A 13,417-nucleotide genomic window follows, 5' to 3' on the forward strand; every position below is an offset into this window, starting at 1 on the left:
ACAGTCATGCTCGAGATGCGCTCGGTCGCCAAAGTGTTCCGCACCGAACAGGTGGAAACCCATGCCCTGCGGTCGCTGGACCTGCACGTCCGCGAAGGCGAGTTTGTCGCCGTGACCGGGCCCTCTGGGTCGGGCAAGACCACGTTCCTCAACATCGCTGGCCTGCTGGAGACCTTCACCAGCGGCACCTACCTGCTCGACGGCCAGGACGTGAGCACGCTGGGCGATGACGCGCGCAGCCGCCTGCGCAACCAGAAGATCGGCTTCATCTTCCAGGGCTTCAACCTGATCTCCGACCTCAACCTGTTCGACAACGTGGACGTGCCGCTGCGCTACCGCGGCATGCCGGCCGCCGAGCGCAGGCAGCGCATCGAGCATGCCCTGACGCAGGTGGGTCTGGGCTCGCGCATGAAGCACTACCCGGCCGAACTGTCCGGCGGCCAGCAGCAGCGTGCGGCCATCGCGCGCGCGCTGGCCGGCAGCCCCCGCCTGCTGCTGGCCGACGAACCGACCGGCAACCTCGACAGCCAGATGGCACGCGGCGTGATGGAGCTGCTGGAAGAGATCAATGCAGCCGGCACCACCATCGTCATGGTGACCCACGACCCCGAGCTGGCCGCGCGCGCGCAGCGCAACGTGCACATCGTGGACGGCCAGGCCACCGATCTGCTGCGGGATCCGGTGCTGGCCACCCCGCGCGTCGCCGTCGCTACCGCCAACGACTGAGGCCACCATGCTCGCCTACTACTTCCGACTGGCACTGCGCAGCTTCCGGCGCAACCGCGTGCTGACCGCGCTCATGGTGCTCGCCATCGCGCTCGGCATCGGCGCCTCGATGACCACGTTGACGGTGTTCCATGTCCTGTCCGGCGACCCGATTCCGCACAAGAGCGACCGCCTGTTCTCGGTGCAGGTCGATCCGCGGACGATGCTGGGCTACCAGCCCGGCGAAGAGCCCGAAGACCAGATGACGCGCTTCGATGCCGAAGCACTGCTGCGCGAACGCCAGGCCAAGCACCAGGCGGTGATGACCGGCGGCGGGGTCACGATCGAACCGGACAAGGCCGCGCTGCGTCCCTTCGATACCGATGCGCGCTACACCTCCAACGACTTCTTTGCGATGTTTGACACGCCCTTCCTGTATGGCCGCGCATGGTCGGCCAATGAGGATGAGGGCCGTGGCCGCGTGGCGGTGATTTCCCGCACGCTCAACCAGAAGCTGTTCGACGGGGCCGACAGCATCGGCAGGACAATCCGCATGGATGCCACGGCCTTCACCGTGGTCGGCGTGCTCGACGAATGGAATCCGAACCCGCATTTCTACGATCTGGAGACCGGCCGGTATGGCGGCAGCGAAGACGTCTATCTGCCGTTCTCCACGGCGATGGATCTCAAGCTCGGTCGCAACGGCAACATGAACTGCTGGGGCAACTCCAATGGCGATGAGACCGGGATCAATGCGCCGTGCACGTGGCTGCAGTACTGGGTCGAGCTGCCCTCGGCCGGTGATGCCGATGACTACCGGGCCTACCTGAACAACTATTCCGCGCAGCAGAAGGCCGCCGGTCGCTTCCAGCGCCCGCCGAACGTCCGCCTGCGCAACGTCATGGAATGGCTGGACTACAAGCAGGTGGTCCCCAGCGATGTGCGGCTGCAGCTTTGGCTTGCGATGGGCTTCCTGCTGGTCTGCCTGATCAATACCGTCGGCCTGCTGCTGGCCAAGTTCCTGCGTCGCAGCGGCGAGATCGGCGTGCGCCGTGCTCTGGGTGCCAGCCGCGCGCAGATCTTCCTGCAGTCGCTGGTCGAAGCCGGCACGGTTGGCCTGGCCGGCGGTGTGCTCGGCCTCGGGCTGGCCGCGCTCGGCCTATATGCGGTACGCCAGCAGCCGGTGGAGTACGCCAAGCTGGCCACGCTGGATGGACAGATGCTGCTGCTGACCTTCGCGCTGACCCTGGTGGCCAGCCTGCTGGCCGGCTTCCTGCCTGCGCTGCGCGCCATGCAGGTCGCCCCCGCCATCCAACTCAAAACGCAGTAAGGATCCGGAGCACATGATGGATATCCGCCCCATTCTCACCACACTGCGCCGGCACAAGACCGCCGCCGCCCTGATCGTGCTGGAGATCGCGCTGACCTGCGCGATTGTCTGCAACGCGCTGTTCCTGATCGGGCAACGCATCGAGACCATCAACCAACCCAGCGGCATCGCCGAGGATGAACTGGTGGAAGTGCGCCTCGGCGGCATCGGCAAGCAGGTCAACGTCGAGGCGCGTACCCGCGAAGACCTGGCCGCGCTGCAGAGCGTGCCGGGCGTCAAGAGCGTAGTGGCCATCAACCAGCTGCCGTTCCGGAACAACTCCTGGAACACCAGCCTGTCGCGCGTTCCCGACCAGGAGCGCCCCACGCTCAACGCGTCGCAGTACTTTGCCCGGGAAGGGACGGTCGACACGCTCGGCCTGGAACTGATCGCCGGCACCGATTTCCAGCCCGGCGAGTATCGCGAGTACCAGGACGTGGTCAGCGATCCGACCACAGAAACCACGGGCAGCTCGGTGATTCTGACCAAGTCTGCCGCCGACAAGCTGTATCCGGATGGCGATGCGCTCGGCAAGACGATCTACAGCGGCCGCTCCCCGCTGCGCGTTACCGGCGTGGTCAAGGAGCTGGGCCGCCCGACCCGGGTCAACGGCGATACGCATGACTCGATGCTGCTGCCGGTGCGCATGTCCTACGACATGGGCTTCTACCTGATCCGCGTCACCGACCCGGCACGACGCGACGAAGTGATCAAGGCTGCCGTCGCCGCACTGGAACGGGTCGATTCAAGCCGACTGGTGCGGGCCAAGGTCACCTATCAGGAGCAGCGCGAAAAGTATTTCGCCAACGACCGTGCGATGGTGGGCCTGCTCATCACCGTGTGCGTCGCGCTGCTGGTGGTGACCGCCCTGGGCATCGTCGGTCTGGCCAGCTTCTGGGTGCAGCAGCGCACCAAGCAGATCGGCATCCGTCGTGCCCTGGGCGCGACCCGCAGCCAGATCCTGCGCTACTTCCAGACGGAGAACTTCCTGCTGGCCACGGTGGGCATCGTGCTCGGCATGCTGATGGCCTACACGATCAATCTGTACCTGATGAACAACTACGAGCTGCCGCGCATGCCCCTCAGCTACCTGCCGATCGGCGCGGTGCTGCTGTGGCTGCTGGGCCAGATCGCCGTCTTCGGCCCGGCACGCCGCGCCGCCGCCGTTCCTCCTGCCGTTGCCACCCGGAGTGCCTGAGATGCGCCAGACCCGAATCGCGCCCCTGCTGCTGAGCCTTCTGCTGGCCAGCGCCCCGGCGGTGGCCGCCGCCCAGACCGAGACCGCGCGCCTGGAGTGGCGCGATACCGACCACCATCTGGTGGTGGATGCCAGCAACGGCATCGTGCGCGTCACCACCACCGAACCGGATGGCTACTTCGGCGTCCGCAGCGGCGACCGGATTCTGCGTGTGGACGGCAGGCCGGTGCGGCGGATCGACGATGTGAGCGAGGTGCTGGCCCGCAGCAGCCGCACCCGGTTGCCGGTGACGGTGCTGCGCCGCGGCAGCGAGGCCACCGTGGAGGTCAATACCGCCGCGTGGCGCAACGTGGTGCCTGTCGATGCGCCGGCACCGCCGGCACCGCCTCCGCCGCCCAGCCCGCGCGGCTGAGGTGGCCCGCGCCGGGCCGTCTGCACGTTGGCCCGGCGCTCCGGTACTCTTGATCCCACTTACCGGCCCCCGATGACGCATGCCTTCGATTCTGATCATTGACGACAACGCCAGCGTCGGCACCGCGCTGGAGGTGCTGTTCTCCCTGCACGACATCGATGCGCTGCATGCGCTGTCGCCCGAGGCCGGGTTGGCCCTGCTGGAACAGCAGCCGGTCGACCTGGTGATCCAGGACATGAACTTCACCGAGGACACCACCTCCGGTGAGGAAGGCGAAGCGCTGTTCGAGCAGATACGCGCCCGCCATCCGGATCTGCCGGTGATCCTGCTCACTGCCTGGACGCACCTCAGCAGTGCGGTGGACCTGGTCAAGGCCGGCGCGGCCGACTACCTGGCCAAGCCGTGGGACGACCGCAAGCTGCTGACCACGGTCAACAATCTGCTGGAGCTGTCCGAGACCCGGCGCGAGCTGGACCGCCGCCGCGAGCGTGAACTGCGCGACCGCTCGGCGCTGGAAGCCCGTTATGACCTGCGCGGAGCGGTGGTAGCCGACCCGGCCAGCGAGCGCGTGGTCAATCTGGCCTGCCAGGTGGCCCGCTCGGCACTGCCGGTGCTGATCACCGGCCCGAACGGCGCCGGCAAAGAGAAGATTGCCGAGATCATCCAGGCCAATTCGCTGGTCGCCAAGGGCCCGTTCGTCGCGCTCAACTGCGGCGCGATTCCGTCCGAGCTGATCGAGGCCGAACTGTTCGGTGCCGAAGCGGGTGCCTACACCGGCGCCAACAAAGCGCGTGAAGGCAAGTTCGAGGCCGCCGACGGCGGCACGTTGTTCCTGGACGAGATCGGCAACCTGTCACTGGGCGGGCAGATGAAGCTGCTGCGCGTGCTTGAGACCGGGCGCTTCGAGCGACTGGGCTCCAACCGCGAACGCCAGGTCAAGGTGCGTGTGATCAGCGCCACCAACGCCGACCTGCCGGCCATGATCCGCGACGGCCAGTTCCGCGAGGATCTGTACTACCGCCTCAATACCGTCGAGCTGGCGCTGCCGCCGTTGGCCGAGCGACCCGGCGACATCCTGCCCCTGGCCGAGCGTTTCCTGGACAGTGGCAAGCCGTTGTCCACGGCGGCAGCCACCGCGCTGCAGCGGCACGGCTGGCCGGGCAACGTGCGTGAGCTGCGCAACGTGCTGCAACGCGCCGGCCTGCTGGCAATGGGCCCACGTATCGAGGTGGGTGATCTCAATCTGCCACGCGCCGCAGCGCCCCGCGCCGCCAGTCCAACGGTGGATCCGGATCGCAGCCGGATCGAAGCGGCATTGGCCCACAACCACGGCATCATCGCCCAGACCGCTGCCGAACTCGGGCTCAGCCGCCAGGCGCTGTACCGGCGCATGGACCGTTACGGCATCCCGCGCGAATGAAGCGGCGCTCATTCACCTTACGGCTGTTCCTGCGCCTGCTGCCGGTGCTTGCCCTGGCTGCCGCATTCCCGTGGTACCTGGCGTTCTGGCTGGACCACGGCTGGGCGGTCACCGCGATTTCCATCGTGGTGCTGTTGTCGCTGATGTGGTGGAGCCTGCGCCGCGCGACCGCACCGGTGCGTTCGCTGCTGCGCGCGCTGTCCGGCACCACCAGCAGCTACCGCGACGGCGAGTACAACTTCAGCGTGTACTGGCCCGGCAACGACGAGCTGGGGGACCTGGTGCAGGCGCACCGCGACCTGGGCGACGTGCTGCGTGAGCAGCGCCAGGGCCTGGTCCAGCGCGAGCTGCTGCTGGACACGATGGTGCAGAACACCCCCGTATCGATGCTGCTGCTGGCCAATGGCGGCGACGGCGTGCAGCGCGTGGTGTTCTCCAACCTGGCCGCACGCAAGCTGCTGCACCACGGCTGGAAACTGGAAGGCCAGCGCATGCAGGACGTGCTGGAGACCATGCCGGTGGAACTGCGCGACGCCATCCAGCGTGGCGGCGACAGCCTGTTTGCGGTCCGCGAAGAGGAAGGCGACGAGGACGACGAGCAGGTCTATCACCTGTCGCGGCGCAACTTCCATCTCAACGGCCGTCCGCACGATCTTCTGCTGATCCGCCTGCTCACCGCCGAGCTGCGCCGGCAGGAGGTGCAGACCTGGAAGAAGGTGATCCGCGTCATCAGCCACGAGCTCAACAACTCGCTGGCACCGATCGCCTCGTTGGCGCACTCCGGCGGCGAACTGGTCCGGCGTGGCAAGACCGAACGGCTGGAAGAAGTGTTCGCCACCATCGAAGAGCGCGCCCGGCATCTGGAGGGGTTCATCCGGGGCTACGCACGCTTCGCCAAGCTGCCGCAACCGCAGTTGCAGAACGTGCAGTGGCTGCAGTTCCTGACCAGCCTCCAGCACCAGATTCCGTTCCGCATGGAGGCCATTGCCGACGATCTGCACAGCCGGGTGGACATCGCCCAGTTGGGCCAGGCACTGCTCAACCTGCTCAAGAACGCGCACGAAGCCTGCAGCGAAGCCGAACCGCCCAACGACGATGTCGAGCTGCGGCTGACCCGCCTGCCGCAGTGGGTGCGGCTGGAAGTCCTGGACCGCGGCAAGGGCATGAACGAGGCGGTGCTGCAGAACGCGCTGATGCCGTTCTACTCGACCAAGCGCAACGGCACCGGCCTGGGCCTGGCGCTCACGCGCGAGATCGTCGAGGCACACGGCGGCCGCATCTCGCTGCAGAACCGCCGCGAAGGCGGTCTGTGCGTGGCGGTTTTCCTGCCGGTGTAATCGCCGGCAGGGGGAGACGCGCGTTGGGCGTCGCGCCTTACCGCTTCACGGGCCGCTTCCATCCATCAATGGTCTCCTGGCGCGCACGCGCCACGGTCAGCTTGCCCTCGGGCGCGGTCCGGGTGATCACCGAACCGGCCGCGATGGTCGCGCCCTGTCCGATCTCCACCGGCGCCACCAGCGAACTGTTGGAGCCGATGAAGGCGTGGTCGCCGATGGTGGTCTGCGACTTGTTCACCCCATCGTAGTTGCAGGTGATGGTGCCGGCACCGATGTTGACCTTGCTGCCGATCACCGCATCGCCCAGATAGGTGAGGTGGTTGGCCTTGCTGCCCGCGCCCAGCACCACCTTCTTGGTCTCCACGAAATTGCCCACGTGCGTGCCTTCGGCGAGCACCGTGCCGGGACGCAGGCGCGCGAACGGGCCGATGTCGGCCGCGCCCTCGCTGACCACCCCGTCCAGGTCGCAATGCGGTTTGACCACGGTGCCGGCTGCGAGCGTGACGTCCTTGAGCCGGGTGAACGCGCCGATGCTGACGCCGTCACCCAGCACCACGTCGCCTTCCAGGATCACGTTGACGTCGATCTGCACATCGCTGCCCACGCGCACCGTGCCACGGATGTCCAGGCGCGCCGGGTCCAGCACGCGTGCGCCCTGCGCGCACAGCGCACGCACCGCGCGCAGCTGCCAGGCACGTTCGAGCTGGGACAGCTGCCACGGGTCGTTGGCGCCTTCGGCCTCCTGCGCGTCGTGCACGAACGCCATCTCCGCCGGGGTGTAGTCGCCGGCGGCCGCTGCGAACACGTCGGTGAGGTAGTACTCGCCCTGCGCGTTGGCGTTGGAGAGCTGGGACAGCCACCGACGCAGCGCGGTCGACTCGGCGGTGATGATGCCGGTATTGATGGTGCGGATGGCGCGCTGCTCGTCGTTGGCGTCCTTCTGTTCGACGATCGCGGCGACCTTGCCTTCGGCGTTGCGCACGATGCGGCCATACCCGGTGGGATTGGCGACTTCAGCCACCAGCACCGCCAGCCGTCCAGGCTGGGACAGCAGATGGCGCAGGGTGTCGGCACGGATCAGCGGCACGTCGCCGTACAGCACCAGCACCGTGGCGGCGTCGGGCACGTCGGGCATCGCCTGCAACACCGCATGTCCGGTACCGAGTTGTCGGGACTGCTCGGCCCAGCGCAGGTCGGGCTGGTCGGCGAATGCACGCTGCACGGCCTCACCGCCGTGCCCGTAGACGACATGGATGGCGGCCGGCTGCAGGTCACGCGCCGCCTCGATCACGTGGGCGAGCATCGGTTGCCCGGCAATCGGCTGCAGCACTTTGGGCAGCGCCGACTTCATGCGCTTGCCGGCACCGGCGGCCAGGATGATCACGTGCAGGGGCTGGGTCATGGTCGATCGCGTTCCAGGGAATCGTAGAAGCGAATTCTAGTGCCACGCTCGTTAACATGTGGACTCCTTCCGCGCGGAACACTCCGTGAGCCTGATCCGCCAGGGCAGCAGCTATCTCGCCATCGGCCTGCTCCAGCTGGCACTGGACTGGGCGCTGTTCGTGGGCGCCACCGCGCTGGGCGTGCCCGCGGTACCGGGCAATCTGATCGGCCGCGTCGGCGGGATGCTGCTCGGCTTCTGGCTCAATGGCCGCTACACCTTTGCCGAGCAGGGTCGCCAGCGGCTCGGCTGGCGCCGCTTCGCGCGCTTCCTGGCCGTCTGGCTGCTGCTGACGGCGATCAGTACGGTGCTGGTGGCGCTGGTGGCCACCCACCTGGGCCTGCACAACGCGTGGCTGGCCAAGCCGCTGGTCGAAGCGGCACTGGCGGCGGTGTCCTTCGTGCTGCTGCGGCACGTGGTCTACCGCTGACAAAAAAAAACGCCGGCAAGCCGGCGTTCTCCCTTCGCAGCGGGCGCCGTCGCGCCCTACCGCTTAGTGCTTCAGATTCTTGCGCAGGCGCTCGAGGGCCTGCAGCTGGGCGGTGACTTCGGCCAGACGCTGCTGGGCTTCGGCCACTTCCATCGCTTCGCCACGGTTGGCCAGGATGCGCTCGGCTTCTTCCTTGGCCTTGCGGACCGAGGCTTCGTCGATGTCCTGTGCGCGGATCGCGGTGTCGGCCAGCACGGTCACCACCTGCGGCTGCACTTCGAGGATGCCGCCGGAGATGGCGAAATCCAACTGCTCGCCGCTCGGCGTGGTCACCACCACCTTGCCCGGCTTGAGGCGCGTGATCAGCGGGGCGTGCTTGGGCGCGATGCCCAGTTCGCCCAGCTCACCGGTGGCCACGACCAGGGTAGCCTCGCCACGGAAGATTTCCTGCTCGGCGCTGACGATGTCGCAACGGATGGTGCTCATGAAACTCTCTTCGCTAGGGGGCGGGTTGAACCCACCGCAGGTTTTCCGCAGCGGTGGGCCTGGGCCCACCCCGTGTCACGGTCGGAACGGGCCATGCCCGTTCCTGCCGCATCAGGCCTTCTCGGCCATCTTCTTGGCCTTCTCGACCGCTTCTTCGATGCTGCCGACCATGTAGAACGCCTGTTCCGGCAGGTGGTCGTATTCGCCATCGACGATGGCCTTGAAGCCACGGATGGTGTCCTTCAGCGACACGTACTTGCCCGGCGAACCGGTGAACACTTCGGCCACGTGGAACGGCTGGCTGAAGAAGCGCTCGATCTTGCGGGCGCGCGACACGGCCTGCTTGTCTTCTTCGGACAGTTCGTCCATGCCCAGGATCGCGATGATGTCCTTCAGTTCCTTGTACTTCTGCAGGGTCTGCTGGACGCGCTGGGCGGTGTCGTAGTGCTCGTGGCCGATGACCAGCGGGTCCATCTGGCGGCTGGTGGAGTCCAGCGGATCGACGGCCGGGTAGATACCCAGCGAGGCGATCGAACGCGACAGGGTCACGGTCGAGTCCAGGTGGGCGAAGGTGGTCGCCGGCGACGGGTCGGTCAAGTCATCCGCGGGCACGTACACGGCCTGGATCGAGGTGATCGAACCGTTCTTGGTCGAGGTGATGCGCTCCTGCAGGACGCCCATTTCCTCGGCCAGGGTCGGCTGGTAGCCCACGGCCGACGGCATACGACCCAGCAGTGCCGACACTTCGGTACCGGCCAGGGTGTAGCGGTAGATGTTGTCGACGAACAGCAGCACGTCCTTGCCCTTGCCGTTTTCGTCCTTCTCGTCGCGGAAGTACTCGGCCATCGTCAGGCCGGTCAGCGCAACGCGCAGACGGTTGCCCGGCGGCTCGTTCATCTGGCCGTACACCATCGCGACCTTGTCCAGGACGTTGGAGTCCTTCATCTCGTGGTAGAAGTCGTTGCCCTCACGGGTACGCTCGCCCACGCCGGCAAACACGGACAGACCGCTGTGCGCCTTGGCGATGTTGTTGATCAGTTCCATCATGTTGACGGTCTTGCCGACGCCGGCGCCGCCGAACAGGCCGACCTTGCCGCCCTTGGCGAACGGGCACATCAGGTCGATGACCTTGATGCCGGTTTCCAGCAGCTCGGTGGCCGGGGACTGGTCTTCGTACGACGGGGCCTCGCGGTGGATTTCCCAGCTGTCGCTGGCGGCCACCGGGCCGGCTTCGTCGATCGGACGGCCCAGCACGTCCATGATGCGGCCCAGGGTGCCTGCACCGACCGGCACCGAGATGGCGCGTTCGGTGTTGGTGGCCACCAGGTTGCGCTTCAGGCCGTCGGTGGAGCCCAGCGCGATGCAGCGGACCACGCCGTCACCCAGCTGCTGCTGCACTTCCAGCGTGATTTCGGTGTTGTCCACCTTCAGCGCGTGGTACACCTTCGGCACCGACTCGCGGGGGAATTCCACGTCGACGACGGCGCCGATGATCTGAACGATCTTGCCCTGACTCATTGCTGCATCCTCTAAATTAAATGCTTTGACTGCGCGCGTCAGACTGCTGCCGCGCCGCCGACGATTTCCGAAATTTCCTGGGTGATCGCTGCCTGGCGCGCCTTGTTGTAGACGAGCTGCAGGGTTCCGATCAGCTTGTTCGCGTTGTCGCTGGCCGACTTCATCGCGACCATGCGTGCCGCATGCTCGGAGGCCACGTTTTCCAGTACAGCCTGGTACACCAGCGATTCGACGTAACGCGTCATCACGTGCTCCAGCACGGTCGCGGCGTCGGGTTCGTACAGGTAGTCCCAGTCGTGGTGCGCGACCTGCTTTTCAGCGGCCGGCAACGGCAGCAGCTGGTCGAAGCTGGCCTTCTGGGTCATCGTGTTGATGAAGCGGTTGTAGACCAGGTACACGCGGTCGACCTTGCCCTCGGTGAATGCATCAAGCATCACCTTGATCACGCCGATCAGCTGTTCCAGGTGCGGCACGTCGCCCATGTGGGTGACGGTACCCACCATGTTGACCTTGACCCGGCGGAAGAAGGTGGATGCCTTCTGGCCGATGGTCACCACGTCGATCTCGGCGCCCTTGTCCTGCCACTCGCGGACTTCGCCGAGCATTTTGCGGAACAGGTTGTTGTTCAGGCCGCCGGCCAGGCCGCGGTCGGAAGAGACCACGATGTAGCCAACGCGCTTCACGTCATCGCGCTGGACCAGGAACGGATGCTGGTAGTCGGTGCTGGCCTGCGCCAGGTGGCCGATCACCTGCTTCATCGCCTGCGCGTACGGACGCGACGTCTTCATCCGCTCCTGCGCCTTGCGGATTTTGGAAGCCGAGACCATTTCGAGCGCGCGCGTCACCTTGCGGGTGTTCTGCACGCTCTTGATCTTGGTTTTGATTTCGCGTCCGCTTGCCATCTTTGATTCCCGTAGAGCGGGGCTCAGCCCCGCTGCATTCAACGGTGAGGCGGGGTTGAGCCCCGCCGCACGTGCGTCTTACCAGCTGCCGGTGGTCTTGAACTCGGCGATGCCCTTCTTGAAGGCCGCTTCGATGTCATTGTCCCAACCGCCGGTGGCGTTGACCTTGCCGACCAGCTCGCCCTGGGTGTTGGCGAAGTGCGCGTGCAGGCCTTCTTCGAACGCCAGCAGCTTGTTGACCGGCACGTCGTCGAGGTAACCCTCGTTGACGGCGTAGATCGACAGCGCCTGGTTGGCGATCGACATCGGGGCGTACTGCTTCTGCTTCATCAGCTCGGTGACGCGCTGACCGCGCTCCAGCTGCTTGCGGGTGGCTTCATCCAGGTCCGAGGCGAACTGCGCGAAGGCTGCGAGCTCACGGTACTGGGCCAGCGAGATACGGATGCCGCCGGACAGCTTCTTGATGATCTTGGTCTGGGCCGCACCACCGACGCGCGACACCGAGATACCGGCGTTCACGGCCGGGCGGATGCCCGAGTTGAACAGATCGGTTTCCAGGAAGATCTGGCCGTCGGTGATCGAGATCACGTTGGTCGGCACGAACGCCGACACGTCACCCGCCTGGGTTTCAATGATCGGCAGCGCGGTCAGCGAGCCGGTCTTGCCCTTGACGGCACCGTTGGTGAACTTCTCCACGTACTCTTCGGAGACGCGGGCGGCGCGCTCGAGCAGGCGGGAGTGCAGGTAGAACACGTCGCCCGGGTAGGCTTCACGGCCCGGCGGACGCTTCAGCAGCAGCGAGATCTGGCGGTAGGCCACGGCCTGCTTGGACAGATCGTCGTACACGATCAGCGCATCTTCGCCGCGGTCCATGAAGTACTCACCCATGGTGCAGCCCGAGTAGGCGCTGATGTACTGCATGGCGGCCGATTCGGACGCGGTGGCGGCCACGACCACGGTGTGGGCCAGGGCGCCGTTCTCTTCCAGCTTGCGCACGATGTTGGCCACGGTCGAGGCCTTCTGGCCGATCGCGACGTACACGCACTTGATGCCGGTGTCCTTCTGGTTGATCACCGCATCGATGGCCAGGGCGGTCTTGCCGGTCTGGCGGTCACCGATGACCAGCTCGCGCTGGCCGCGGCCGATCGGAATCATCGAGTCGACGGACTTGTAACCGGTCTGCACCGGCTGGTCGACCGACTTGCGCCAGATCACGCCCGGGGCGACGCGTTCCACCGGTGCGGTGGCCTGCGCGGCGATCGGACCCTTGCCGTCGATCGGCTCACCGAGCGCGTTCACGACGCGGCCCAGCAGTTCCGGACCGACCGGCACTTCCAGGATGCGGCCGGTGGTCTTGGCGACATCGCCTTCGCGCAGATGCTCGTAGCCGCCCAGCACCACGGCGCCGACCGAGTCGCGCTCCAGGTTCAGGGCCAGGGCGAAGGTGTTGTTCGGCAGTTCGATCATTTCGCCCTGCATCACGTCGGCCAGACCGAAGATGCGCACGATGCCGTCGGACACGCTGGTCACGGTGCCTTCGTTGCGCGATTCCGCGGCCAGCTTGACCTTCTCGATGCGGTTCTTGATCAGTTCGCTGATTTCGGAGGGGTTGAGCGTGGTTGCCATCGTCAAGTCCTAGTGCCGGCGGTCACGCCGGACGTTAAATGAATTCAGTTAGCGAGCGCGGTCTGCAGGCGCGACAGCTTGCCCTTGAGCGAGCCATCGATCACCACGTCGCCGGCATCGATCACGGCACCACCGATCAGCGACGCATCGACGGCGGTCGACACCTCCACTTCGCGGCCGAAGCGCTTGCGCAGCGCGGCCTTGATGGCGTCCAGTTCCGATGCGGACAGTTCAGTGGCGGACGTCACCGTGGCCTTGACCACGTGTTCCGCTTCGGCGCGCAGCTGGTCGTACATGCCGGCGATTTCCGGCAGCAGCGGCAGGCGATGCGCCTCGGCCAGGATGGCGAGGAAGCGACCGAAGGTCTCGCCGGCCGATTCCGGCGCCAGCAACGCGACGGCGTCGTCGCGCTCCAGCTCCGGGTTCGACAGCAGGGCCGCCACGCGCGGGTCGGCAGCTACGTGGGCGGAGAACGCAAGCGCGTCCGACCACGGCGCGAACGTGCCTTCGTCGCGCGCGGTCGCGAACGCGGCGCGGGCATACGGGCGTGCAAGCGTGAGGGCCTGGCTCATC

At 66.5% G+C, this 13,417-nt stretch carries 13 protein-coding genes; 7 read left to right on the forward strand and 6 right to left on the reverse strand.

All coding sequences use genetic code 11. The features are described 5' to 3' along the window. Positions 1–6 precede the first annotated feature (6 nt). The 6 genes from GDJ08_RS10145 to GDJ08_RS10170 all read left to right on the forward strand — a co-directional run bounded on the left by GDJ08_RS10145 (position 7) and on the right by GDJ08_RS10170 (position 6,441). The gene (locus GDJ08_RS10145) at positions 7–726 is read left to right on the forward strand and encodes an ABC transporter ATP-binding protein (RefSeq protein ID WP_017354869.1); all 720 of its coding nucleotides are present in this window, start codon (positions 7–9) and stop codon (positions 724–726) included. Between the two features lie 7 nt (positions 727–733). After that, the gene (locus GDJ08_RS10150) at positions 734–2,035 is read left to right on the forward strand and encodes an ABC transporter permease (RefSeq protein WP_136005227.1); all 1,302 of its coding nucleotides are present in this window, start codon (positions 734–736) and stop codon (positions 2,033–2,035) included. Positions 2,036–2,051: 16 nt separating this feature from the next. After that, positions 2,052–3,272: an ABC transporter permease gene (locus GDJ08_RS10155; protein WP_026070580.1), complete on the forward strand. Its 1,221-nt coding sequence runs from the start codon at positions 2,052–2,054 to the stop codon at positions 3,270–3,272. Position 3,273: 1 nt separating this feature from the next. After that, complete coding sequence (locus tag GDJ08_RS10160) at positions 3,274–3,684, forward strand: PDZ domain-containing protein (protein WP_153164809.1); 411 nt, start codon at positions 3,274–3,276, stop codon at positions 3,682–3,684. Positions 3,685–3,763: 79 nt separating this feature from the next. Further along, the gene (locus GDJ08_RS10165) at positions 3,764–5,104 is read left to right on the forward strand and encodes a sigma-54-dependent transcriptional regulator (protein ID WP_017354873.1); all 1,341 of its coding nucleotides are present in this window, start codon (positions 3,764–3,766) and stop codon (positions 5,102–5,104) included. Further along, entirely contained in the window at positions 5,101–6,441 is a 1,341-nt protein-coding gene (locus GDJ08_RS10170; protein ID WP_017354874.1) for a sensor histidine kinase, read from the forward strand. Before GDJ08_RS10165 ends, GDJ08_RS10170 begins: the two co-directional genes overlap by 4 nt. A gap of 37 nt (positions 6,442–6,478) precedes the next feature. On the opposite strand, the gene glmU is transcribed toward GDJ08_RS10170, so the two are convergent. Further along, positions 6,479–7,843: a bifunctional UDP-N-acetylglucosamine diphosphorylase/glucosamine-1-phosphate N-acetyltransferase GlmU gene (gene glmU, locus GDJ08_RS10175; RefSeq protein ID WP_017354875.1), complete on the reverse strand. Its 1,365-nt coding sequence runs from the start codon at positions 7,841–7,843 to the stop codon at positions 6,479–6,481. 85 nt (positions 7,844–7,928) lie between these two features. Between glmU and GDJ08_RS10180 the strand changes: the two genes are divergently transcribed. Further along, the gene (locus tag GDJ08_RS10180; protein WP_136005233.1) at positions 7,929–8,312 is read left to right on the forward strand and encodes a GtrA family protein; all 384 of its coding nucleotides are present in this window, start codon (positions 7,929–7,931) and stop codon (positions 8,310–8,312) included. 63 nt (positions 8,313–8,375) lie between these two features. Here the strand turns inward: GDJ08_RS10180 and GDJ08_RS10185 are convergent, their stop codons facing one another. From GDJ08_RS10185 to GDJ08_RS10205, 5 genes are all read right to left on the reverse strand, one after another. Further along, entirely contained in the window at positions 8,376–8,798 is a 423-nt protein-coding gene (locus GDJ08_RS10185; RefSeq protein WP_017354877.1) for a F0F1 ATP synthase subunit epsilon, read from the reverse strand. 111 nt (positions 8,799–8,909) lie between these two features. After that, positions 8,910–10,316, reverse strand: a complete 1,407-nt coding sequence (gene atpD, locus GDJ08_RS10190; protein WP_017354878.1) for a F0F1 ATP synthase subunit beta — start codon at positions 10,314–10,316, stop codon at positions 8,910–8,912. Between the two features lie 38 nt (positions 10,317–10,354). Next, the gene (gene atpG / locus GDJ08_RS10195) at positions 10,355–11,218 is read right to left on the reverse strand and encodes a F0F1 ATP synthase subunit gamma (protein ID WP_017354879.1); all 864 of its coding nucleotides are present in this window, start codon (positions 11,216–11,218) and stop codon (positions 10,355–10,357) included. A gap of 78 nt (positions 11,219–11,296) precedes the next feature. Next, the gene (gene atpA / locus GDJ08_RS10200; protein WP_017354880.1) at positions 11,297–12,844 is read right to left on the reverse strand and encodes a F0F1 ATP synthase subunit alpha; all 1,548 of its coding nucleotides are present in this window, start codon (positions 12,842–12,844) and stop codon (positions 11,297–11,299) included. Positions 12,845–12,888: 44 nt separating this feature from the next. Then, positions 12,889–13,416, reverse strand: a complete 528-nt coding sequence (locus GDJ08_RS10205) for a F0F1 ATP synthase subunit delta (RefSeq protein ID WP_017354881.1) — start codon at positions 13,414–13,416, stop codon at positions 12,889–12,891. Between the last annotated feature and the right edge of the window lies 1 nt (position 13,417).

Origin of the sequence: Stenotrophomonas nematodicola, assembly GCF_009467805.1 — a bacterium.
Lineage (GTDB): Bacteria > Pseudomonadota > Gammaproteobacteria > Xanthomonadales > Xanthomonadaceae > Stenotrophomonas > Stenotrophomonas nematodicola.